We start from the raw sequence: 24,149 nt of genomic DNA on the forward strand, positions 1-24,149 counted from the left end.
AGGTTTTTGTAGAAACACTAATAATAATACAATGCAAGATAAAGCATAAAAAAGCAGGTTATTGGGGCTAATTGGGGCTAAAATTGGGGCTAAAGAAAATAATAAATGGCGGCGTATGTACAGGAATGTGTAAGTGTAATTTGAAAAAAAGCACCTCATTAAGAGGTGCTTTAAATATAAATCAGGATGATATATTTATTACATCATGCCGCCCATCACCCATTACCATAAATACGAAAGAATACAACTAAAAATCCCACCAGAATAAGGGTTTTACAAATTTATTGTTCGTATCTTTATATGGAAAAATAAAAAAAGTGGTCAAAAAAGTGGTCGCGGTTTTTAATATCGTAAATCTAAACAACAAATTTTTTTAAGGTTACGTCTTTACAGAGCACCTAAAATAGGTGCAATTAACCTTTTTGGCAAGAGACCTTCACACGGGCCTGTATGAGTGATTGCGACCCATGAAACGGCACGGAAATTTCGATTGTTGTTAATACTTAATATGTATACCTCCTATCACTCAAAGTAATAAATAGGTAGAATAGAATCATCTGGACATTGTGGTAGCTTTCATTAGTTATACTCAAAATCTAAAAGCATCCTTCGTTAAAAAAGCTTATGGGAAATTAATTTCCTTTAAGTCGCATTGAAATACCTTAGTTAAGTTTATTTTATTTCCATGTGAAAAGTAGGGGAAATCTTAATTTTCATTTGATAATCATTCCATATTGCATTTGCATTTGCATTTTTAGCAGTTATTCCACCCAACCTTAATTCATCTGCAAGTTCAAGGCGCAAGCGTTCCACTCCTATTTTTTTATATCTTTTAACTCGGGAAGGTGCATAGTCCAGAGCAAGTAAGGAAGTAAGAAAGAAATCAGGAATAAGTTCTTTATAATCAACTCGATTGATATCAGCAATTCTTTCTCCTTCGATTGTACTAATAATTATTTCATTCTCCAGAAAGCAAAAACTATACGATTTAGTATCAAAGTGAATCAAAAAATCAGGGTTATAATAGGTTTTTATCTGTTCTTGGATAATGTGACCAAAAAAATTGGAAAATTTCCTTGAAGCCTTTTCATCAACAGATAATTGAACCATATGAAACACCCCCATGTTTTTTAGTAATCCTTAAAGGAATCAGTTACTTTCTTCGTGTCTAGGTTCCTGTTTTCTTCAAGGTCCTTATCCAACGACTTTTTAAAGATTTTATCGATTTCATCCTTGTTTATTATTTCCCTAGTTAGTAATAATATGAGCTGTTCATAGAAAAGGTTCCTGTTGGAATGTATATGCTCAGCATTCTTTCTGTACGACTCATGAAGGTATAGAAGACAATCAACATCTAAAAAAACAGGCTTTGTATTATAGTCTTCACCTAACACTTCATTGAAAAAATCCCTCATTCCGTTTTTTTGTGGTTCTTGGAATCTATTTGAAACGAAAATGTGTGCCGTTAATTCTTTTTTGTCACTATAGTTAATGACATATTCGTTATCATTCAATTTCTCAACATATTCTACGGCTTTCCGCTTTTCCTCCCTTTTCAAATCGTAACCTACTTCACTCCTAGTAAATTTACAGTCATATGAAAAAACTCTTCTAAGGTCACCTTTTCTTTCATTTTTAGCTGAAATAGCGAAAATTCCTTCTGGATAAGCTTTGCCGCTTTTTTCTTTCCCCCATTTTTCCCCATTCGGAACTAAATCCTTTAGTAGAGCGAACACGTCATCTTCAAAAATCTTATCATTATATGAAGAATCAATCTCATTTGGCTCTCCAAGAGTTTTCTTAACAGAGATATAAGCAAGGTCAGCGGACTCGGCTATTTTTGTCTTTGACTGGAGCTTGATGCTTTCAACATTATCGTGGTAGTGGCTCAATAGATCCTGTTGATTGGATAAATAGATTTTTCCAAAGTTAATCGGATAAACGCCTTGGTCCCTAAGCGATTGAATCGTTTCTTCTACCATACCTACAGTTATTATAAGTGTTGGAATCATCATAGTTGAAAGTCGTTTAATAAAAGAAGGACGAATATAATCACTTGTAATAAATAATTGGATCATTTCATTCGTTTCATGATTATGGTAGCTAATAAACTTATGCTTTTCATCGTTAATATTAATTGTGGATGACTTAGGATTATCCGTATAGCCGAGCGACTTAAATAAAAGGTTGAATTGCTTTTTTGTTACTGCGGTAACAGTATTTATATCCACTTCTATACTGGTACTCCTTTTAGTAAAACACTCAGTGTTTCCGCACTCGCAATTAAAAGAAGCGGTATCATAAGTGAAATCACCAACGTCTGTCACATCACCACACGACTTACAAGTAAGGATTAAACTCTGTCTTTCTCTAATTAATTTTTTGGAAACCAATTCATCAAAAAGTGACTGGTCTTCAGTTGATAATACTATAGGATTAGATAAGGACATAAGATAATCAAGCTTGTCTATTTTTCCTTCAAAAAATCCATAATTAGAAATCTCCTGAAACAAAGGAATTCCAAACAAACTGTGGAATTCGTTTTTAAAACTCAGTTTCAATTCGTTATCCATTCGGCTATCATCAAATGAAAAAATTACATTACCATTCGGTAATATGTTACTACGTATTAGTCTTTTTTTACTTTCTAGCTGGGCCATAATATTTTCTATGTCTTTGATGCTTCTTATACTCAGTATATTTTTTCGTTGTGCGTCAACTATTGAAGGCCATATACTTTCATTTTCAAGTTCTATGGATACTTTTGGGCTTCGTTTTAGCAAGCTGCTCCGGAATGAAATTTTAGTAACTAAAAGGTCAGAAGTTTTCTCCTTTGAAACTGATTCACCAGTCAAAAATGCATTAGTAATTGCTGTTGGATCATATTTTGTATATACACCTGTTTGTACTTTCGACGTTTTAACTGAATAGGTATCCTCTAGATATGAAACAATGTGTCCCTCGTCTGTCTTGTTTGCTCCTTTTAATTCAACTATATTTTCTTCCGAGTCTATCCTCAAGAGAATAGAGGAAACTTCTTTATTTCTTATAGCCCTATCAAAGTCGGGTCTAGGACTGTCATTAACCTGTTTGTAAATATTTAAAATCAATTCTTTCTTATCCAATAAAAAATATGAATGAATTTTAAAGTGATTACTCTTCATTGATTTTAAGAAAAGCTTATCTGAAAAAGTAGTTTTATACTCAGATGTGAGTTTTAGAATATTTGTAAAAGAAATTTTTTTGTTGAATGTATGTACACTTCCAGAACCTTTTTCGTTCCACTGAAAGTATGTAAACGCCTCCATTAACAATTTTGGTGAGGTAAGAAATAAGCATTTAACCTTAGCTAAAGAAGATTGAAGATTAATCTGGCCCGGAGCCTTCAAACTATATATCTCATCAATTGCACGCTTTTTTCGATTTAAAAAATCTTGCAACAATAAGATTTCTTTTTTGCAAATTTTATCCAGAATCCTAAATTTAGAAACCATATTTTCTTTTGAAATATCGGTTTCTGTTTCAACTTGATAAAGTCCAGCGAGTTCTTTCATATTATCGACAGTCATTCTATTTAATAAGGCATCTAACCGAAGATTCATCATAGACTCATCTTTAGATAAATCTTCGATTAAATCTACTGCAGTACCCAACTCCCGCCAATAGTCCGAATTAACTTCGGAGTGGGAAAAGTAATTTAGTAAAGTCAATTTCATCACCTCGAATAAATTTTCAGTTTATTCTATTTTATCTTACTACCTTTGACAAATAAACAAAAATTTACAGTAGGGGTAAAAACTTGTCGAAAACAGAGGAAGCGATAGACGTGTTAGGGCTGATAGGATTAATGACACCTTCAATTTATTTAGAGTGCCTGATTTAGTCGCCTCTTCCTCCTTGACAGGTTGGAGGTCGCTGGTTCGAACCCAGTCGGGATCATTGTGTGCTAAACCCACGAGAACCGTTAAGAAACGAGAGGTTCTTCCATAAAAGCATCATCTCTTTAGAGGTGGTGCTTTTTCTATAGAATAAAAAATGGGTTGGAATATGGGTTGAAATTACAAGAAAAAACACAGCTAATATTAGCTGTGCATTGAAATAGAGATTACATACATGGCACTTCCACATATTCATGCGGTTGGGTTTTCTTATGTACTTTTTATAATTGTCCAAGTATTATTTGCTTTCATTTTTAAAATCAATTATCTCACGTATATCCTCGAGTTCAAAAACCTCCGCTATTTTGCATATCGCTTCCTTTGATATTCTTTCTTGCTTGTTGTTAACTAATTCAGAAATAGTTCGTGTGGACAATCCAGTTAATTTAGATAATTCCTGATAAGTCATCTTGTGATTTAATAACAATCGTTGTAATTTAATTTCTATTTCACGAACCATTCACATCCCCCCTTTGTTACGACGATTGTAAGAATATTTTATTGGACAAGATATATTTTTACGAGGTTCGTAATATGATGTAACCAGATACCTTTCCTAATCGATTTCATTTTTAATCACTACTCCATTCATTCTACTTGGAAATAGCAAATTCCTTTAATATCTTACTTTTGGTAACGATTTTTATTTTCCGGATTACTGCAACTCTTACTACGTAAGAGAACCCCTGTGGCAATTAGAATTAAAGGAGGAAATGTAAAATGATATTTGAAATTCTGACTACAACTTTTATGGGTGGAATTGCGTTGAAGGCATACGTAAAAAAACAAGGACTCGTGACTAATGACAACGGAAAAATTCAACGAATTATCTCGTTGAGCGGATTAAATGTAACGGATGGAAAAGATACGCTTACAACTCAATTAATCCGAAAGAAACAGCATGATTGGGGGTGGGAATATAAATATCGCATTCCGCTTGGACGTAGTTTTAATGATTATTTAAACAAAATAGATACCTTACAAGATGGGATTAATAACAGGCGAAAACGTATTACATTTGCAGATTTAAAGTCACTTAATTTTGACGGGAATGTCATCCTGCAACTGCAAGATCTGTGGAAGAAAAAGCTGAGTGAAACAAAAGAAATTGAATTGGATTTTGACGGATTATTAATTATTCGCATCTATGACAAACCAATACTAAAACAGATTCATTGGAATGAAAGTCTTTTGAAGCGTGGTACGTGGTCAGTACCAATCGGATTTACACGAAATGGGGATATTATTTGGCACGACTTTGATAAATCAAAACATCTAATCATCGCCGGGGCAACAGGATATGGCAAGAGTGCTATTTTGAAACTCATTACAACATTACTGATCGACCAACAATCTGAAAACGCAGAGTTATCATTAATCGATTTAAAGGGCGGTTCTGCCTTCCACAGATTCAGAAATTGCAAGCAAGTAAAATACTACTCACGTGACCCTAAAGAGGCTGAAGAAGTCTTGGAAGCTATTCAAACTGATATGAACAAATCATTTATAAATGTTGTTGATAACGGTTTTGAAGATGTTAAAGAAGCTGGATTAAAAAAACGTCATATCATCATCATAGATGAAGCGGCAGATTTAGCTGAATACGGAAAAGCAATGGCCATTATCACAGATATTGCTAGGCGAGGACGTTCAGCTGGCTATTACCTCATTTTTTGTACCCAATACCCGACGGCTCAAGTCATACCGTCACAAACTAAAAGAAATATTATAGCTCGTTTATGCTATGTTGTTGATACAGATACAGCATCGAGAGTGGTACTTGATGAAAGCGGAGCTGACAAATTGCCCGACATTCCAGGTCGAGGAATATATAAGAACAATGTAAAACGATATATCGTGCAATCACCTTTTATTTCAAATAAAACAATTCAACAACGAATTGAACCTCACATTTTGAAGGAGGTATATCGTGACAGTGAAACAATTGAGTCAACGAGAAGAACAAATACTGTTACTTTTGAAGAAATTTGACTTCATGACACGTGACCAACTCAATCAATACTTTAAATTAGGCACGGTTCGTAATACGAATTATGTTTTACGAAACTTATCGGAGCACCTTATGAGCATTCGTGAAGGTTATCAAACTATTTATTATTTATCTAAAATTGGTCGTGATTATGTGGATTGTGACAAGATACGAAAAAAAGGAAATCATGTTCAGCATTTTGTTATGCGTAATCAATTTTGGTTGTTTTATAAATGTCCGAGAGATTGGAAAAACGAGGTCAAAATTTCGAACGGAAAAGCTTCAGTTGTCGCTGATGCAGTTTTCACAAGAAATGGATTTTATCACTTTTTAGAAGTCGACAATTTGCAAGCGATGAAAGAGAACCGAGCGAAAATAATTCGTTACAAAAACCTATTAGAAAGCCTTATAATGCAATATGGATATCATCCAACACTTGTATGGGTAACTACGACAGAATACCGTAGGAAGCAATTAGAACAGGTTTGTGGCGGTTTAAAGGTGAAGGTATATACAATTCACGACATTAAATAAGAGGAGGAAAAGAGTGTTTAAAAAGAAACACAAAATAAATGTTGTACCTGAAAGTGAATATACAGATTTTAGCTATCGTGTGAAAGACGATGCTTATGCAACAAATAAAACGATTATAGGTGCTTCATTATTACCAACAACGGCAGCCATCGGACTTTCAATATACTCTCTAAACACTCCCGAAACTTACACTACAACAACTATCCCCGTAAACGCACCATTAACTACACCAATCAGTGAACCAGTCAATGTACTATCACCAGCATCAACTCTACCTGTTAACTTAACCTCCACACCTGAAATAATTCCTACAGGATTTATCGCAGATACTTCACTTGAAATGTTAGCAAACGTACTAGATCCATTAGTTCAAATAATGGTAGCAATTAGCTTTCCAATAGCAAGCGTCATTATGATTGGCGGCTGTTTCTTTTTCATGATAGGTAACTCCGAAAAGGCCTGGCAAACTATCATGAATGCAGGCTTAGGATATGTATTAATTCAGTTATCTCCGCTGCTCTTACAGATTCTACGTGAAGTCGGGGAAGCTATTTAAATAGAAAAAATAACATCGTGACCATTACACCATGTAGAGCTCTTTTAAAACTGAAGGAGGTTTAGGATGCCGGTTATCAAGAAATGTGTTTATTGCGGAAAAGAGTATAAAACAAGACCAAGTCGTGCCGAAAAAAGACGGTATTGTTCAAATAAGTGTCAAGGTAAAGCCATAACCAATCTTGTGATTAAAAAGTGTATCGTATGTCAGACCGAGTTTAAGGTCCATAACAACAAATGGAGAAAAGATGCTAAATATTGTTCCCAACAATGCAAAGGAAAAGACCAATCTAACGAAAAACATTGGAATTACAAAGGTCCTGGTAATCGACTAGAAGATGATCCTGCTCACATGAAAGCAAGACGGAGAAACCTCTATCTGACAAGCGAGAAATTAAAGAATAATATACGTAAAGGCAAGATGAAGAGAGAAAGAAACCTTATCGTTGAACATCATTTCAACGAGTGGACAGAACTTCTAAAAAAACATGACAACATATGCTTTTATTGTGGAGTAAGAATGACCAAAACACCAGGAATAAAACAACGTACAAGAGATCATATGATTCCTATTTCAAAAGGTGGGTCAGACAAGATAGAAAACATTGTCCCCGCTTGTAGATCATGTAATTCGAAAAAAGGAAAATTGACATTTGATGAATTCCTTGAAAAAATAGGAAAAGTAAAACCGATTATAAAGCAATATCATTAAAGAAAAATATATAACTTATCGCACCGCACTTAGCGGTGCTTTTTGTACGTAATAAAATAGCCCAGTCCAATGTGAACTGAGCTTTTTCCCTACGTTTATCTTAATTTCTTATTCATCTAAAGCAACCGTAGTGCAACAAGGATTTTACATATTTTATATTCCTACCCTTAAACAAAAACCTATCATCTAAATCTGAGTAAAAACTTTTATTACCTGCTGCTTTAGTTTAATAAATTCTAGGAAAAGACATACCACATTATAGAACTTTGCAGGAATAATAAAGTAATTTAATTTTGTTCATTGAAACCTCACTAGTTGAAGAATGATATATTTAAAGTATATATGAAGAAAGATAATATGGTTGGTAAATAGGATAGTCAATACTAATTTTATATAAGTGTTATTTACTATACAATTACTATATGAATAATCGATGTAAGCTGAAAACAAAGGGGATGTAGTTCTAAATGAGTGGGAATGCAGGTATTAGAGGTTATTATTATCAGGTATTAGCAACATTACTAGATAGCGTTTCTGATGATGATTGGGATAGTGTTCAAATAGAACCTTATACAGAAGACGATAAAGTAGATATTGAGTGGATTCGGAAAGATTCAATAAAAGCTGTTCAAGTCAAATCTAGCATAAACAATTTCGAAAGAAGTATGGTAATTGATTGGATTGTAAAATTGGTCAAAGATGCGAAAAGTAATTATGGGTTATTTGGGCTACCGATACAATATACACTTTGTTTAATCGGTACCACTGACAACAATGCCGATAAATTTATTTCAGCTTTACACGGAAAACGAATAAAGATTGCAGACTTTCCTAAATTAGAAGAGATTAAGGAAGAACTACAGTATGTAACAGTTGATAAGAGAGGGTTCCATTTAGATGACTTAATTAACAGCAGTTATTTTAACATGCAACAATATTTAGAGCGAAATCATAAGCATACAAGTACCGAAAATGTGAAAATGCTTTGTGATATTATTATCAGCAAGCTTTTCATTAACGCTACGAAGAGTAGAAATATGCCGAAATCTCTATTTATACAATTGATTGATAGTTTTATTAATAGCGGTGAATACGGTATTACAGAGACTAATAAAGGATCGTCTAATCTTTCTTTGGCATTTTACGAAAGAGGTAAAGTGCAAGAAAATACTGAAATGAACGGTATTAAGTTAGATATTTTACCAATCCTTGATGAATTAAATACTGAAGCTCTACAAGAAATTCGAATAGCTCAGTCAATTCATCTTCCTATGCAGAAAATTCAAAAGGATAGAACTGCCAATCGAGAAACCATTGATGAAGATATAGAAATGAGCAATTCAGTTTTTCAAGCCATAAGTAAGCTCAATCTCTATGAATTTATACCTGTAGAAATAGGAGCGCAGGAAAAAGAAGAACTAAAGCAATTAAGCCAAGAGCTTCTTCAAATCACTTTACGTGAAGAAGATTTTCATTTCGGAGATTTAAAGAAAAGGGGCTTAGATATACATTTGTTTGGTAAACCAAATAATACCCCACAAGGAACGAAAGAGGAAATTGAAAAATATACCGCAATTGATAACGCATACTATAATTTATTATTATACAAAATTATGTTAGAGTATAACGAATATTTGCAGTCTTGCTACCCACTTCCATTGATTTTAAAAAATATAGGCCCTCTTCATGATGAAGATATAAGGGTCACAATAAAATTCCCTGAAAATGTTAAGGTAATTACGCCACAACGCATAAAGACCCCTTTGTACGTAGTTGAAAGGTTTATTAATGAAAAAGAGCAGTTTGAAAATTTGATTGTTCCTCAACGTGACCATAAGGTGGTAGTGTATTCGACAAAGAATATTATTATGCCGCGTTTACCAAAATTTTCGACACCTTTTAAGCCTGCAGAATACGATGATGTTGACTTTAAACAGTTTGCAAAATCTATTTTTACTTTTGAGCATTTTGAAGAAGATGGCTTTGATATTATCGCTTATGGATTTGACAGGTTAAATCCAAATACTAATATGCAATTCCCTTCTTTTATTCTTGTTCAAACAGTGGAAGATTTTGATCTAGAATATGTTATTCAATCAAAACATTTAAAACAGCCTATTCAAGGTGTATTGAACTGGATATACCCCAAGTAAGAATCGAGAAGTACTTACCCCCAGGTTCGTACTTCTCGTTTTTTTCATAGGGAATTCTTCTCTTTTTGGTCGGACTCCGGTTCAAAAAAATGTTAATTGTTCGGCCATTGTTCTACTTGATGTTTGTGATAAAAAATATTCCGTCAAAATGATGTTCTTGTTTAACTAAAGCACCCGTTAGTTGAAGAACGATTGAGACAATGAGACTATTTCGCCCCTTGCTCTTGTAGAAAAATAGCGACTTCTTCATTACCATATTCCTTTGCATATGAGAGTGCAGTATTTCCTTCGTCATCTTTTGCATTAATATCCGCACTTCTTTCTATGAGCAACTTCACCGTTTCTAGGTGGTCGTAACAACTTGCAATTATCAAAGGCGTAGTATCGTCATTCGATTTTATTTCAATATCAGCACCGTTCTCTAATAGATATTTAACAACTTGTATATTCCCGTCGGCAGCTGCTTGATATAGAGGTGAATGCCCATTTTCGTCCTTTACATTAATACGGACACCTACTGAGAGAAGTAGTTGAATGATATCTAGCTCCCCTTCCTGCGTCGCCCAGTGAATTGCTGTACGTCCATCTTCATCCGATTCATTCACGTCTATTCCATAACTGATTAACCGCTTTACTTTTTCCAGTTGACCATAATAAATAGCCCACACCAATTCTCCTCTATACTTCTTTGCTATTTTCATTCTTATTCTTTTTTTCATTATCTGCCCTCCAATTTACTTTTTTTTATTAAACTAACCTGCTTGGTTAGTTCAATAAGAAAAACTGCTATTGCCAAAAAAACATAACTTTAAAAACCACCTTCCGAATTAACGGTTAGTGGTTTCTCTTTCATCTAACATACGGCAATATTCTGCCAGCTCATCAAAGTTTTCATTTGGCATATGTAGTAGTTGACTTAATATATCCATTACTTTTTCTCGCGGCAACTTCTGAATCAATGCTTCTATTAATTGGTTAACTTCTTCTTTTTGCTTATTTTCCATTTATAACACCTCATTACTATTCTAATACAGTCACATCTACAATTAAGTCCAGGTTATAATTGTGAAGTCCAAAAGGATCATCAACTTCAATTGTTCTATTCTTTAGATCAACATTCTGAATTATACCACCACGAAGAATAAATTCTCCATCTCTCCACATCTTTATTGTTACATCACATTTTCTTTTATTTGCTATGTTTATTGTTTCTTCAATCGCTTCTAAATCCCACTCATTCAATATTGGACGTGGTACTTTCGTTTGTTCTTCACTATAACTTCTAATCAACTTCAGATGTTCTGGAAGCATCATCGCTACCCACTTTTTATTCCCACGATCACGTACTTTTGATAAGTCCAATTGATGATCCATCATTTTATCGAAATAATCCATCAGATAACGTTCCTTTCATACTTCGCTTGAAGAACAAATGCGAGTACATTTTCAATTAAAAATTCTCTTCAGCTTATTGATTAATTTTCCATTGCTTCCACAATACTTATACACACACTCACTTCACCCTTTTTTTTATTATAAGAACACTAGTTCTATTTTACAATATGTAGTTAGTAGCAAATTAAAAAGTCCTACTCTCAAGATATTTTTTTGCAACTTTATCTCAAAGTTATAACTCTTTCGTTTTCTTTATAGTAAAATAGAAATAAGCGTTACTTATAAAAATAGAATTTAGGAGATTAGAACATGTCAGATAATAACTCAAAAACCTTATATCAAGCTTTATGGAACTCAGCTGATATTTTACGTTCTAAAATGGACGCAAATGAATACAAAAGTTACCTATTAGGATTAGTTTTCTATAAATACTTATCAGATAAGATGCTTATTCATGCTGCATCATTACTTGAAGAACCAACAACCGACCTAGAAGTCGCACAAAAAGTCTACGCAGAAGCGTACCAAGATGAAGATGTAAAAGACGATTTACTTGGTGAATTACAATATGACTTCTCTTACACATTAGAACCCAAATTAACATTCACTGCACTTGTACAAGCGATACATAAAGGGTTATTCCAATTAGAAGATTTAGCACAAGGTTTCCGAAATATCGAGCAATCGAGTGAAACGTTTGAAAACTTATTCGAAGATGTTGATCTCTATTCGAAAAAGCTAGGTTCTACACCACAAAAGCAAAATCAAACAATTGCGGAAGTTATGAAAGAACTGTCTGTATTAGAGCTTGCTGGACATGATGGCGATGTATTAGGAGATGCTTATGAATATTTAATCGGTCAATTTGCATCGGATTCTGGTAAAAAAGCTGGCGAATTCTATACGCCACAAGCTATTTCAACATTGATGACAAGAATCGTCTTACATGGCAAAGAAAATCAAAAAGGCTTCTCGGTGTATGATCCAACAATGGGGTCGGGTTCACTTCTATTAAACGTGAAGAAATACTCGAATCAATCTGGGACGATTTCATACTTCGGACAAGAGCTAAATACGTCTACATATAACTTGGCTCGTATGAACATGATTTTGCATGGTGTAGATACTGCCAACCAACATTTGAACAATGCAGATACACTAGACCAAGACTGGCCTACTGATGAACCAACGAACTTTGATGGTGTATTAATGAATCCACCGTATTCAGCTAATTGGACTGCGGAAAAAGGCTTCTTAGATGATCCACGCTTTTCAATGTACGGTGTATTAGCGCCGAAATCGAAAGCAGACTTTGCTTTCTTACTACATGGCTTCTATCACTTGAAAGACAGCGGTGTGATGGCGATTGTATTGCCACATGGTGTTTTATTTAGAGGGAATACAGAAGGTAAGATTCGTAAAATCTTATTAGACAACGGAGCAATTGATACGGTGATTGGGCTACCATCGAACATTTTCTTTAATACATCTATCCCAACGACGGTTATCATCCTAAAGAAAAATCGTTCAACAAAAGATGTGTTATTTATCGACGCATCAAACGAAGTTGAAAAAGGTAAAAATCAAAACGTCTTAAAAGATGAACATATCGACAAAATGCTTGAAACGTATATTCGACGTGACAATATTGAAAAATACGCACATGTCGCTTCTTTCGAGGAAATTGTTGAAAATGATTACAACTTAAATATCCCTCGCTATGTAGACACATTTGAGGAAGAAGAAGAAATTTCACTTGTTGAGCTATCAGGTGAAATGCAGCAAACACAACAAGAACTTCAACAAGCTGAACAAAATCTATTCGCGATGTTGAATGATTTGAAAGGTACGAATGAAGAAGCTAACAAAGAACTTCAACACTTTATACGTGCATTTGGGGTAGGTGGTGGGAAGGATGAATAAGATTTTTCCTAAAGTTAGATTTGAAGGATTTATGGATGATTGGGAGCGACTGAAGTTAGGCGAAGTTGTTGAAATTAAAGATAGTGCCAGGATTTCAAATACCTTATGGGTATCAAAGGGAGTACCATATTTACGTTCAAGTGATTTGGTGAATGATGGAACTTTAGGAGAACTTTTTATTTCTGACGAGACATACCAATCTTATAAAGATAAGACAGGTGCTCCTGAAAAAGATGACGTGCTATTTACAAGTGGAGGTAAAGTAGGCATCACTTATCATAAAATTGATAATGAACCAGTTTATGTTCAGGGTGGGAGTATATTATACGCCAAAACATCTAAATCAAGTAAACTTAGTGGCATGTATCTTAAAGCGTTCTTTGGCTCTCCCGCTATGACAAAATATATTGAGGGAGCTTCAACTGGAGTGACGTTAAAGCATTTTACTTTGAAACCCGCTAATGCTGCTCCAATTTTTCTTTCTTCACTAAAAGAACAAAACAAAATTGGAGAACTCTTTAAGCAATTAGATGACATTATCGCTCTTCATCAGTGTATGTTAGAACAGAAAAAGTCCTTCAAAAAAATGATGTTGCAAAAAATGTTCCCACAAAAAGGCGAACGTGTGCCGAAAGTTCGTTTTAATGGGTTTAGTGTGGATTGGGAAGAAGTTAAGGTTGAGGAAATGTTTACAGTAACGCGTGGACAAGTTTTATCAACCGATAAAATTTCTCAAACTAAAACTGATAAATGTTATTATCCTGTTTACTCATCACAAACAAAAAATAATGGTCTTTTGGGATATTATTCAAAATTTCTATTTGAGAATGCTATTACATGGACAACTGATGGAGCTAACGCAGGAACTGTAAATTATAGAAAAGGAAAATTTTATAGTACCAATGTTAATGGCGTTTTAATTTCTGATAAAGGATTCTCAAATAAAGCGGTATCAGAGATATTAAACTCTGTGGCATATAAATATGTTTCTAAGGTAGGGAATCCAAAATTAATGAACAATATAATGAAAGAGATACAAATTATGGTTCCTACAACAATTGAAGAGCAAATGAAAATAGCAGTGTTTTTGGAGAAAATAGACAATACCATTGCCCTACATCAGAAAAAGCTTGAAGATTACCAACAACTGAAAAAAGCGTTATTACAGCGCATGTTCATTTAAAATTTTAAAAAGAAATGAGGTGAGTGTATGGTTCATTCTTTTGTATCTGAATCGGAACTAGAAGATAACTTAATTCAACAATTAATACGTGGTGAATCCCAATGGACGTATCGTGGGGATTTACATACGGAAGATGAGATGTGGCAAAACTTTAAAAACAAGCTGGAAAACAATAATAAAGATGTACTGAACGAGATCCCTTTGACAGAACAAGAATTCCTTCAAATTAAAGAACAGCTTCATTTCGTGAATTTTTACGAAGCGGCTAAATGGTTGGCCGGCGAGAACGGCATCGCTAAAGTTCAAGTACAGCGAGAAGATGCGGCACTTGGCACAATTCGTTTGAGAGTATTAAATCGTGCCGATGTAGCGGGCGGTATGTCCTCTTATGAAGTGATTAATCAATATCAAAGTAATAAACGAACAATTGAAGATCAAGAACGGCGCTTTGATGTAACGTTATTAATTAATGGGTTACCGATGATTCATATTGAGCTAAAAAACAGAAAGCACTCCTACATGGAAAGCTTTCGTCAAATTAAAAAGTATCTAAAAGAAGATAAATTTACAGGTATCTTCTCGACTGTACAAATGTTTGTCGTATCGAATGGTACAGATACCCGTTATATTGCGACGGCTCGTGATGAGAAGTTGAACGAACAGTTTTTAAGTAAATGGGTAGATCATGAAAACCAACCGGTCAATAATTACTTGGATTTTGCTAAAGATGTTCTCTCGATTCCGCAGGCACACAAAATGGTGACGCAATATACAGTCATTGATAGTGCGAAAAAAGCGTTGATTTTACTTCGTCCGTATCAAATCCATGCGATTGAAGCGGTGAAAGAGGCTTCAAGACAACAAGAATCGGGCTATGTGTGGCATACAACAGGTTCAGGGAAAACATTAACATCGTACAAAGTAGCACGTAATTTACTTCAAATTCCGTCCTTACAAAAAACGATCTTTATTGTGGATCGTGTCGATTTAGACCAACAAACAAGCAGCTCATTCGAATCGTATGCGGAGCATGATGTAATTGAGGTAGATGAAACAGATAATGTTAGCGACTTAATCAAAAAGTTACTGTCCCAAGATCGGAATGTAGTTGTGACAACTATTCAAAAGCTTAATCATGTTATGAAGCGTTTTGCTGGAAAAGACGATACAAAGAAATCCAGTGCGCTTCGTCAATTGAAAATAGCGTTCGTAGTAGATGAGTGTCACCGAGCGGTTTCACCTCAAAAACAGCAAGAAATTAAAGAATTCTTTGTCCGCTCGTTGTGGTACGGCTTCACTGGTACGCCTATTTTTGCAGAAAATGCGAAACAGGCTGTAGGCGACCTCCCTCGCACAACAGAGGGACAATACGGACGACGATTACATGAATATACGGTCAAAGAAGCAATTTACGATAAAGCGGTGCTAGGATTCCAAATTGAATACAAGAGTACCTTTTCCGAAGAAGAACTTAACGAAGCATTGATTCAATTAGACAGTGAAATAGAATTAGACGGCCTTACACTTGCTGACAAAGAAGCACGTTTACCGAAGCGGGTCTATAAACATGAACGCCATATGCTAGAGGTCATTCAATCAATCGTTAATAAATCCCGCAACAAACTCGGTTTCCAAAATGGTGTCGGTAAGACGTATAATGCGATTCTAACGACTTCTTCAATTACTCAAGCACAACGATATTATGACTTGTTTAAACGAGTGAAAGCAGGCAAAACAACCGTGCAGATTAGTGAAAAAACGAAGCGTACTTTACCTGACTTCCCGAAAGTTGCAATTACTTACTCGATTTCCGAGAATGAAGAATCCTCTATCGAAAATCAAGAGAGGATGAAAGAAGCCCTTCTTGATTACAACGAAGCCTTCGGTACAAGCTATACATTGGAAACGATGCGTTCATACAACCGCAACGTCAATGATCGATTAGCCCGTAAAAAAGAGAAGTTCTTACCTAGATCGGAACAATTGGATATTATCATTGTTGTGGATCGTTTATTAACAGGTTTTGATGCACCTTGTCTATCGACATTATTCATTGACCGTCTTGCAATGAAGCCACATGATTTAATACAAGCCTTTTCACGTACAAACCGTCTGTTCGATAAGTCGAAAAAATACGGTCAAATCGTAACATTCCAAACACCAACGATTTTTGAAGAAAAAGTGAAGCAAGCACTTGTCCTTTATTCAAATGGTGGCGAAAATGAAGTGGTGGCTCCAACGTGGGAGGAAGCACACGTGGCGTTCCTAACAGCGATTGAGGAATTACGTGAAATAGCCCCAACACCTGAGGGAATAGACGTAGAGAGCTTAGAACCAGCACAATTAAAGAAATTTGCGAAAGCCTATCAAGCTTTAGATAAAGCCTTTGCGAATATTCAGGTATATACCGAGTATAGCGATGCGAAGCTTGGTACAGACTATCCAATCCAACTGAACCAGATTGAAGAATATCATGGCAAATACGTCAATGTATTAGAGAAACTTCGGAAGGAAAAAGAAGATCAAGATGATGTGGACGTTAATATTGAGTATGAGTTGGAATCTGTAAAAACAGAAGAAATCAATTACGAATACATTTTACTTCTAATCCAAGCCTTTTTACCGAATACGCACGATGAAAAAGCGAAACAACCACCCGCCGAAAAGACTGCGGAAGAAATTAATCAGTATTTAGCAAGGTTGAAAAAAGGAAATCCGACACTCGCAGGATTAATGGAAGAACTATGGACGAATATCCAAGAGAATCCGGAAGCTTATCGGGATCAACATGTATCGTCTCTATTAGAACAAATGATACAGCAAGCGATTAACACGATGGTTGATGCTTTTGCGAAAACATGGTGGGTTCAGAAAGCTGAATTAGCATTCATGGTCGCTAACTATAATCCAAACCTCCAAAAACAAAATGGTGAAGCTGAATTGAAGCGAACAAGTGATTATGAGGGATATAAAAATCATACCGAAAATCCTAAAAAACGATTAACGTACTGGAAATCAGTCAGACAAGCCTTTGATGACATGATGATTCAAGATATTATGCCATTGCAAAACAGGTAGATCAAAAGATTGCTTTAAAAAGAGAGTTCAATTTGTATTTTACAAGACAAGAAAACCACCTATTTTGATGAACTAACATTTTCAATAGGTGGTTTTTCTGTTCTAACTTTTAAATCAAATTTGTTTAAAATCTAATGCAGAGGTTATAAAGTTAGGATTTCCAAAGAAATCCCTTGTTTTTTTATAGTGTTTAAAATAAAACTTGTCGCGCTGCTTCGTTAGTTGAAGAAGAAAGATGCGCTTTATGTTCCAAATCTACATTAAGGTTAAGTAATCGGTTCAAATTCCATAATTCCCTACGTTTCCAAGTACTACTTGTGATTTAGTAACGTCATGAGGATTCATCTCATCGGCCTTATGTGAAACAAAAAAGCCAACTAAATGTTGGCATAGGTAGTTAAAACAAGATTAATTCTTCGTTTGTTCTTTCAACTTCAAATAGATCGTTGGCTTCGGTACTCCTGTAAGCTTAACAATGTCAGCAACACTCATACCGTTTGATTCTCGTGTAGCCATCAAATTTAATGCTTGTTGTACTTTCTTTTCAGGTTGTCCCTTGCGTCCCATATGTTTGCCTGCTGCCTTCGCTCTCTCGCGTCCTTCCGTGGTACGTTCCACTATTATGTCACGCTCAAACTGTGCGAATGATCCTAGCATATTGAACAATAACATATTGATACTACTTGCACCCTTGCCCGCTTCGAAAGTTATATTATCGCGTATGAACTGGACACTCACGCCCTTGTCGGTTAATTCCGTTACTATTTTGTTAAGGTCGATGATGCTACGTGCAAGGCGGTCTATCTTAGTCACTACTACCGTATCGCCTTCCCTTACCTGGTCGAGCATAGCCGCCAGTTGTGTACGTGGCGCGGTCGATGTTCCTGTTACCTTCTCTACGAATAGACGCTCGCACCCTGCCTCACGTAACGCTACCTCTTGCGCTTCTAACTCTTGGCCTACCGTCGATACTCTCGCGTATCCAATTCTCATCTCGCAATACCTCCGTCTATAAAATAGGTTAACTTCTATATCTAATATTATAGACAAACTTATATACCGTTAGAACTCCTAAATTTAATGTTTAATTCACCAGTTTTTCTGTTGTATATAAGTTAACACTTTTAGACAGCAGGACTTGTTATTAAGTAAAAAAGGACCCTTTGGGGTCCTTTTCTATACCTTCTTATTTAACGAATGTCACCTTTAATTGAAGTAATAGCTTTTAATTAGTCGTTTCAAGTACATATTCCTTTAAAATTACAAATCTATTTGACTATAAACAGTTTCTATACATCCTTTGCAACATTTTAAGTGTAGTGTAGATTTCGTGAGTGGATGTGATTGGATTCTTATATTCTCACCATTTTAGAATGTATATCCCTTTTAAAATAATTATAGATTATGTAATAATATGGTTATTTTCTAACTAATTTCCCATTTAGGTATTCCCATTTGCCTTGCTGAAGTATTTCGTTAAATTGTTGATTCAAATCCTTCTTTATTGAAGTATTACCTAAACCTTCAATCCAGGCAGCAGCTTTACCTGCCTGTTGTTCAATTTCCTCCTGTGAAGCTTTGTTTTGAATAAGTTTTTCGAGCTTGTCATTTGCCATTTTGGCGGTGATTACGAGCTGAGCGGATTTTAAAGAATTTTCGCCAGGTTTTTTATATTTATCAAGGATGGCTTGTCGTGTTGATTGTCCATAGACACGGTATAAAAGTCTCGCCTGCTTGCGGATTTCCCTTGATAGATCATGATAAGCAACCTCGGTCATAGTTGAAATAGGCTCTTTTTTGTATAACTGATCGAATTTCTTCGTTTTTTCAGCAATTTTTTTTCCAGATGTGATTGCATCAATATAAGCGATCGCTCGTTGAAATTCCCAATCCATTAAATCTACTCGATCTATTAGCCTATTTTCTTCAGGACCACGCAGGACCCCATTAATAGTTTGTCCTGCTTCTCTTATACTATTTTTCGTAAGGTTAAATAAATTCATATCTGGATAGTTTACATCCTTTGTATATTCAAAGGAAATTTGCCATTTTAAAGCCGTTGAATAGTTTTCAGCAGTACTAACAAGCTGTTCATGTTTTGCTGCAATTAGTTGTTGTCTCGGGATCTCCTGCTTAAGCATTTCGTCCATATTGCAAACTTTTAATTTTGATATATTGGATGAATAATAGATAAGCCACTTTTGGTCACTGCTCAATTTAGCATTAGATGAAGCCTTAATATTCACGAGCTGCTTCCCATTAGACGTTTGATTAACTTGAATATCCCCTCCAGAACTCACATATAGGTATTTGCCGTCCTTGCTTGGAACGATATTCTGAATATATGCAGCCCATTGCGTGTTAAGTAATAAAGACACTTTATTCCATTCCCATCGATCTTTTTCCTTCATTGCTTTATAAATTTCATTTCCTAAGCGTACATATAAGCTTTGACCATCTGGTGAAAATCGAAGCTCATCTATTCCGTTTTTCGCTTGAAAACTTAAGCTTTGAGAATCTTTTTCACCTGTTGATGCCTTATAAAAGCTTACAGTCTTTTCGTTATAGCTACTCACAGCAATGAAATCGTCTGTTGGGCTAAAATCAGCAATTGGTGATGGATCCAAACCTTTAACAGGGATTGTGTATTTACTTTCATAATTGCTTCCATCATATACAGCTATGTAAGTATTATCGTCCTCTTTATTCCTATAATTTCCGATGGAAAACAATGTACCATTCGGCTGAATGGAATACGATTCTTTCCCGTAGTTTTCTTTAAATGAAGTGACTAATTCACCCGTTTCCCTTTTGTAAATGGAAGTTCCTTTATCCATACTGGATACGATAAAATCATAGTCCTTAGTGAAGTTCACAGAACGATTATAGTCTTCCGATAGGATTAGTGAATACTGCCCTGTCTTTTCTCCACTACTTACATCATATATCGTTGTAAAGTATTGACCTTTAGAGTATTCGTTGATATATGCAGTGTCTCCATTAGGCGATAATAAACCCGAAGATCCAACAAATTCTTGGTTGCTACAAATAGATGGTGCAGCCATTGCAGAATCAGCACAAAACAGGAAAATTAATGTTATTGTAATTATTTTATAAAATTGTGTCTTCATTTTTTCTCTCCTTAGAAATTTTCCAGAAAATATATTCTTTTCATATTTACCCCTTATTTTTTCCCATAGAATACAGGTCCTCTCAAATATTAACAATATATTATCTAATTTCATATATGTAATTTCTCCCTTTTCCCATCTAATCTCCTTCTATAACCATAATGTTAACTTGGGTTTCACGTAGAAAAAATTTTTGAATATCATATATTAATAGAAATGCTTTGCTTACTTTTTATCTTTAATGTTTTTTTTCATTACAACGGTATATTAAATAAACACCGTCCAGTACTCTTGGGCGGTGTTATTCTATCTATCTCCATAATTTAGAATAGTATTAATTACTCCACTTCACCAGATCTCCCATTTCCACTTTAATGATACCCTTGTGCTCGTTTTTGAGTTCCACTCGTTCTCTCCATCTCTCGGGTTGACGATTCTTTAACCAAAATATTTGGGCGGTTACGTCAGGCGCTTGCGACTTCATTACACGTTTTACTATTGCCATTTCTCCATCATTGCCCTTCCCCCATGTTTCCTCTTCATATCGGTATCCAATTGCACGCTTTAATAACGAATTCTCTACCTGTTCATCGATTACCTTCTTACCCTTCTTAAGGGCATCGGCAAACTCGGGAAATCGATCTTGCCATTCATACAATGTCGCAACATTAATCCCCATTTTATGTGCAATTTGTTTGTTAATTAATCCATCTTCAGCCCATCCCTTCACTTGTGCTAATCCAACTTCAGTCAACCAATTTGTATAAAAGGGTTTTCGACCGATTTTTTTTCTCTCTAGCGATTGCAGATCTCTGTGTTTCTCTAATTGCATTTCGACTGACCCCCCATTCCTACCAACTAAGTATAATTTAATATTTAACCTGCTTATAACTATTACTCTTTAACCGGTCAATTTATTTAAAATAGACTAAAATGCTAATGATAGATAGAGACGGACTAGGTTTTTCACTTGAACCATAAACCCCATGCTTTTTCAAATGCTTATATTATATATTTTTACATTTTTCATCCTAATGAGTTTACAACAAGTGGTTCAATTGGTTCAAATGCTTTTAAAACTAAGAGAGAGTATGATGGAATACTGTTTATATAGGTGGTTCAATTATAATTATTATTGTAACTCGACGTAGAGATATCAATGCTTAAGCAAGCATTTCAGTTTTTCTTAAGTGGTTCAGTTTTCGGTTAAAGGTTGTTTAATTATAATGTTTTCAATTGAGTGCGATTCCCACATAACAACGTTGTTTACCATGTGGTTTTGTGACCGATACGGGAAACCCAGTTTCTATCCGGTTGTAAAATTTTTTTAGTCCTATTGCCTTGTAACCGCTATTAAAGCACCAATTAGAATAATACCTATATAACAGTTGTCGTTCTATTATCCTGTTAGGAGATATTTTACAATTCTCATCTACAAAAGTCGCTACATTATCAATGTCTAATTTATATTCCTCTAGCATTTTATCTGTAGACTCGTTTAAAGTAAAGTGACCCTGTTTTTCTAACCATTCAAGACCATCCAATGCACGATTTAACAATCCACTCAATTCCTCGTCATTTGTTAACTTGTCCATAATATTGGGATCTGCTTTAATTCCTCCTGGCCCGAACTTGTTATTAAAAGGAATTATTATCCACCTCCTGAAAAATCCATCAGTTAAATCTGAGGATCTAGGCAGTTCATTGGCAGAAAACAAAAGACGTGCAAAGTTTTGAAAATTAAAACTATCTTTTCCTTTAAATTCAGCGCTAGTACGGTCACCTGATACAACTGTTTTGAATACGCTCGACTTAACCAGCGCTTTAGATGGAATATCTGCATAAGTATTTGCTAACTTCCCATGAAGTTGAGCCAATTTAAATCGGTTATGCTCAAGATCTTGTAATGAAATGTTGCTAATATTATCTGTTCCTAAAAATCTATGAAACAGCTCGATAAACTTAGATTTCCCATTACTCCCCTCACCCGTTAACATCACTGCTTTTTCATATTTTGTTATTGGTAACATACAATATCCAAACCATTCATAAACTATTGACATTGTATCTTCTGGAACCACACTTCTAAAAAAAGTATCAATATTTGGTGCAATAGCTTCAGGTTTAAAGTAAATCGGTATTTGAATGGTTGTGAAATATTCAGGAGTGTGCGGGTGTAACTTACGTTTCCTCCATTCAAGTAATCCGTTACTTACATTAATTAAATCAGTTCTAGCGTTAGCATTTTCTGTTTTACGAAAGGTTGTCACCTGTATATAATGAACAACTTCGTCCCCATATGATTTTTTAAATCGGTCTTCCAGTAGTTCAGCACACTTTTTCCTAATTACATAGTCATTTATTATTCTGTAAACCCCTAATTCGTAGCGATACAGAAAGTTTCCATCGTAAATGAAATGGTTATCTTCCATGATGTGTTCTGCAAGAAGTTTGGAACTAAAAGTTTTACCGTTGTTCCCACCAAAATAATGTCTTTCATTAGTTGTTTTCTTATGTTCAAGAATAAATCTATCTAGATCCGACTCCCTCATATTTATCACTTCCCTTCTTACGTTCAATATCCTTCTTCAATATGGAGACAAATGTTTTGTTCAGTTCCTCCATACTTTGCGAAGGGTTACATCTTGTTTCATTCCATATTTTTATTAATTCATATGTGATATCAGCATCTACGTTCTTTCGAAGTAAGTAACCTATTAATGACGCAGTGGAATGGTTTCTCATACCTTCTCCTACACCTTGTAAAAGGTTGACGTAATGGCTTGCAGGTTTCTTGTCATACTTGTGACCAGTATTATTAATAATTGTTTGTACGAGCCAATATGGGGCTTCCTGTATAGAAGTTTCTAACACATGATGTTCTAATTCCCATGTATATTCTTTTCCACTTATATGCGAGCTAGGTGCTCCAATTATATATCCACCATCACTTCTTAAATCTAGTCCGGGTAAAAATTCAACCCCGTTTTTAATGTTGCTATTACACTTGAAAAAATAGTGGATTCCACCAGATCCCGATAACTGTACCGGTGTATGAGGGAGAACTTCAAAACTCTTCTCAAGTTCACGAACGGTATCATGTCCATCTACGTTTTTTTTCAAATCTACATCAAGTACAATTATTCCACTTGCTTCTCCACAAGCTATCCCTATATTTGCTTTAGGCCACTTAGTCCACCATTTTTTAATAATCGAGGTGTCAAAAGTTGCGTCTTTAACACCATTCTTTGTCAAAGGATGTTTACCTGGTTTACAATTCACTTTTTTCCCCTTGCAGCTACATTGCCCGTTTTCTACCCAGTGTAAGGGGAGTACTTTCCACTCTAACTTTGTTGCATAAATAAATGCACTTTTCATCATTTTGTTTTCTTCTAAAACCATTCATAGCACCCCCTACCCAGTCTTTATCTTGTCCGCACATAGCACGGTAGGCTTGGCAAATACTATTATTAAAGTAGTTGCGATTAAGCGTTAGCTTGGTTCTATCGAATTGTATAAGGCTGTTCGTTCGCTAAAGTGTATATGTGTATGAATAG

General features: G+C 35.0%; 19 protein-coding genes. 8 read left to right on the forward strand and 11 right to left on the reverse strand.

Annotation, left to right across the window (positions count from 1 at the left end; all coding sequences use genetic code 11):
• Window positions 1-672: 672 nt before the first annotated feature.
• The 3 genes from AM499_RS07730 to AM499_RS07740 form a co-directional block, all read right to left on the reverse strand.
• Complete coding sequence (locus AM499_RS07730; RefSeq protein WP_053589659.1) at window positions 673-1,110, reverse strand: hypothetical protein; 438 nt, start codon at window positions 1,108-1,110, stop codon at window positions 673-675.
• 20 nt (window positions 1,111-1,130) lie between these two features.
• Window positions 1,131-3,716, reverse strand: a complete 2,586-nt coding sequence (locus AM499_RS07735; protein WP_197275605.1) for a hypothetical protein — start codon at window positions 3,714-3,716, stop codon at window positions 1,131-1,133.
• 460 nt (window positions 3,717-4,176) lie between these two features.
• Window positions 4,177-4,398, reverse strand: a complete 222-nt coding sequence (locus AM499_RS07740) for a helix-turn-helix domain-containing protein (RefSeq protein ID WP_053589661.1) — start codon at window positions 4,396-4,398, stop codon at window positions 4,177-4,179.
• A gap of 260 nt (window positions 4,399-4,658) precedes the next feature.
• Here AM499_RS07740 and AM499_RS07745 point away from each other — a divergent pair, with 260 nt between their 5' ends.
• The 5 genes from AM499_RS07745 (at window position 4,659) to AM499_RS07765 (ending at window position 9,882) form a co-directional block, all read left to right on the forward strand.
• On the forward strand, window positions 4,659-5,930 hold the full coding sequence (locus tag AM499_RS07745; protein ID WP_053589662.1) for an FtsK/SpoIIIE domain-containing protein: 1,272 nt from the start codon (window positions 4,659-4,661) through the stop codon (window positions 5,928-5,930).
• Entirely contained in the window at window positions 5,869-6,462 is a 594-nt protein-coding gene (locus AM499_RS07750; RefSeq protein ID WP_053589663.1) for a replication-relaxation family protein, read from the forward strand. The genes AM499_RS07745 and AM499_RS07750 overlap by 62 nt, the downstream gene beginning before the upstream one ends.
• A gap of 13 nt (window positions 6,463-6,475) precedes the next feature.
• Window positions 6,476-7,018 carry a hypothetical protein gene (locus AM499_RS07755; RefSeq protein ID WP_053589664.1) on the forward strand — a complete coding sequence of 181 codons (543 nt, stop codon included), beginning with the start codon at window positions 6,476-6,478 and terminating at the stop codon, window positions 7,016-7,018.
• A gap of 66 nt (window positions 7,019-7,084) precedes the next feature.
• Window positions 7,085-7,729 (forward strand): HNH endonuclease, encoded by a 645-nt coding sequence (locus AM499_RS07760; RefSeq protein WP_053589665.1) that lies wholly within the window; start codon window positions 7,085-7,087, stop codon window positions 7,727-7,729.
• 467 nt (window positions 7,730-8,196) lie between these two features.
• Window positions 8,197-9,882: a hypothetical protein gene (locus AM499_RS07765; protein ID WP_053589666.1), complete on the forward strand. Its 1,686-nt coding sequence runs from the start codon at window positions 8,197-8,199 to the stop codon at window positions 9,880-9,882.
• A gap of 206 nt (window positions 9,883-10,088) precedes the next feature.
• Here the strand turns inward: AM499_RS07765 and AM499_RS07770 are convergent, their stop codons facing one another.
• The 3 genes from AM499_RS07770 to AM499_RS07775 all read right to left on the reverse strand — a co-directional run bounded on the left by AM499_RS07770 (window position 10,089) and on the right by AM499_RS07775 (window position 11,277).
• Window positions 10,089-10,601 (reverse strand): ankyrin repeat domain-containing protein, encoded by a 513-nt coding sequence (locus tag AM499_RS07770; RefSeq protein ID WP_053589667.1) that lies wholly within the window; start codon window positions 10,599-10,601, stop codon window positions 10,089-10,091.
• A 108-nt stretch (window positions 10,602-10,709) separates the two neighbouring features.
• The gene (locus tag AM499_RS21645) at window positions 10,710-10,886 is read right to left on the reverse strand and encodes a hypothetical protein (protein ID WP_156316772.1); all 177 of its coding nucleotides are present in this window, start codon (window positions 10,884-10,886) and stop codon (window positions 10,710-10,712) included.
• Window positions 10,887-10,902: 16 nt separating this feature from the next.
• Complete coding sequence (locus AM499_RS07775; RefSeq protein ID WP_053589668.1) at window positions 10,903-11,277, reverse strand: YolD-like family protein; 375 nt, start codon at window positions 11,275-11,277, stop codon at window positions 10,903-10,905.
• Window positions 11,278-11,586: 309 nt separating this feature from the next.
• Here AM499_RS07775 and AM499_RS07780 point away from each other — a divergent pair, with 309 nt between their 5' ends.
• From AM499_RS07780 to AM499_RS07790, 3 genes are read left to right on the forward strand one after another with little or no spacing between them, the layout of a single operon-like run.
• Entirely contained in the window at window positions 11,587-13,200 is a 1,614-nt protein-coding gene (locus AM499_RS07780) for a type I restriction-modification system subunit M (RefSeq protein ID WP_053589669.1), read from the forward strand.
• The gene (locus AM499_RS21310; RefSeq protein ID WP_082355202.1) at window positions 13,193-14,383 is read left to right on the forward strand and encodes a restriction endonuclease subunit S; all 1,191 of its coding nucleotides are present in this window, start codon (window positions 13,193-13,195) and stop codon (window positions 14,381-14,383) included. Before AM499_RS07780 ends, AM499_RS21310 begins: the two co-directional genes overlap by 8 nt.
• A 27-nt stretch (window positions 14,384-14,410) precedes the next feature.
• The gene (locus tag AM499_RS07790) at window positions 14,411-17,461 is read left to right on the forward strand and encodes a type I restriction endonuclease subunit R (RefSeq protein ID WP_053589670.1); all 3,051 of its coding nucleotides are present in this window, start codon (window positions 14,411-14,413) and stop codon (window positions 17,459-17,461) included.
• A 408-nt stretch (window positions 17,462-17,869) separates the two neighbouring features.
• Here AM499_RS07790 and AM499_RS07795 read toward each other — a convergent pair whose 3' ends face one another.
• From AM499_RS07795 to AM499_RS07815, 5 genes are all read right to left on the reverse strand, one after another.
• Window positions 17,870-18,454 (reverse strand): recombinase family protein, encoded by a 585-nt coding sequence (locus tag AM499_RS07795; protein ID WP_053589671.1) that lies wholly within the window; start codon window positions 18,452-18,454, stop codon window positions 17,870-17,872.
• 425 nt (window positions 18,455-18,879) lie between these two features.
• A complete protein-coding gene (locus AM499_RS07800; protein WP_053589672.1) occupies window positions 18,880-20,592 on the reverse strand; it encodes a hypothetical protein in 1,713 nt (570 codons plus the stop codon).
• A gap of 334 nt (window positions 20,593-20,926) precedes the next feature.
• Complete coding sequence (locus AM499_RS07805) at window positions 20,927-21,424, reverse strand: helix-turn-helix domain-containing protein (protein ID WP_231687544.1); 498 nt, start codon at window positions 21,422-21,424, stop codon at window positions 20,927-20,929.
• A gap of 400 nt (window positions 21,425-21,824) precedes the next feature.
• A complete protein-coding gene (locus AM499_RS07810) occupies window positions 21,825-23,144 on the reverse strand; it encodes a DNA primase family protein (protein WP_053589673.1) in 1,320 nt (439 codons plus the stop codon).
• The gene (locus tag AM499_RS07815; RefSeq protein WP_053589674.1) at window positions 23,122-23,994 is read right to left on the reverse strand and encodes a bifunctional DNA primase/polymerase; all 873 of its coding nucleotides are present in this window, start codon (window positions 23,992-23,994) and stop codon (window positions 23,122-23,124) included. The genes AM499_RS07810 and AM499_RS07815 overlap by 23 nt, the downstream gene beginning before the upstream one ends.
• Window positions 23,995-24,149: the final 155 nt, after the last annotated feature.

The sequence above is a fragment of the Bacillus sp. FJAT-22090 genome (genome assembly GCF_001278755.1).
Lineage (GTDB): Bacteria > Bacillota > Bacilli > Bacillales_A > Planococcaceae > Psychrobacillus.